This window comes from Campylobacter concisus (genome assembly GCF_002912895.1).
In the GTDB taxonomy this organism is placed as follows: Bacteria; Campylobacterota; Campylobacteria; order Campylobacterales; family Campylobacteraceae; genus Campylobacter_A; species Campylobacter_A concisus_G.
Window position 1 is genome coordinate 1 of record NZ_POZX01000018.1, and the last position, 930, is coordinate 930.

General features: G+C 33.0%; 2 protein-coding genes. Both read right to left on the reverse strand.

Going from position 1 to position 930, the window contains the following annotated elements; translation table 11 throughout:
- Positions 1-385, reverse strand: a 385-nt coding sequence (locus CYP51_RS01550; RefSeq protein ID WP_103624106.1) for a YbgC/FadM family acyl-CoA thioesterase, incomplete at its 3' end; no start/stop codon positions are given.
- A gap of 348 nt (positions 386-733) precedes the next feature.
- The coding region (locus tag CYP51_RS09885) for a hypothetical protein (RefSeq protein WP_141089681.1) at positions 734-930 on the reverse strand (197 nt) is incomplete at its 5' end.

The following is a 930-nucleotide window of genomic DNA, read 5'->3' on the forward strand; positions in this document are numbered from 1 at the left end:
ATTTAGAATTCTCTAGAAATTTCTTTATCTCGTCATTTATCTTAGCAAGCTTCTCTTCTTTCATGAAAGCTAACGCAATTGTCGCTCTAAAAAGTAGTTTTTCCGCATTTTTATCATCAAATTTATAAATTTCTTGTTCTAAAACAATACTTGCTTTCTTAAGTTCCAATACCTTACTTCGCACAAAAATTTCATCTCCAAGTACGGCTGAGGCGATAAATTTAGCCTCAAGCGACGAAACTACAAAGTATCCGCCCTCTTTTGTAAAATCTAGCCCAGCCTGAAAAAATGCTTCACTTCTAGCTCGTTCGCAATATTTAATGTAGTTTGTGTGATAGACTATACCACCAGCGTCGGTATCTTCGTAGTAGATTCGTATTTTCATGTTTTTCCTTTAAATTTAAAATCCGACAATCTTATTTGTTATTGGTTTAGCTAATGCAAGCACTATTTGACTGCAAGAGTTGCAATATAAAGAAAGGTAACCAAAGCACCTCAACACACTTTCACTGCTATTTTTTGGATTAGTTCTCGCACTTTTTCTTGTCGTTGCTAGCCTTGATCAGATTGATACAATAGCCAACTTACTACTTTAAAGATATTTTTATTTTTGCTTTTGTAATACCAAAAGCTCGATAATTATAATCCAAATAAACAAAAAACTTTCGCTTCTATACTGGTTTCACTATCGGCACTATTAAATCTTTTATTGCCAACAACTTTTCTCTCAAAATTAATCTCTGCCAAACCACTCTTTTGTAATTTCGCAATTTTTACTATTTGGCTCAGGATTAGATTTGTTAATGGTTACATGTAGCGGCATCGAAACACAATGGCCAAATATTAGTGCCTCCCCAGGAACTGATTGCTTTATTTTATTTACAAAGTCATCTGAAAAATAAGGTAATATAGCATTTATATATCTCATAT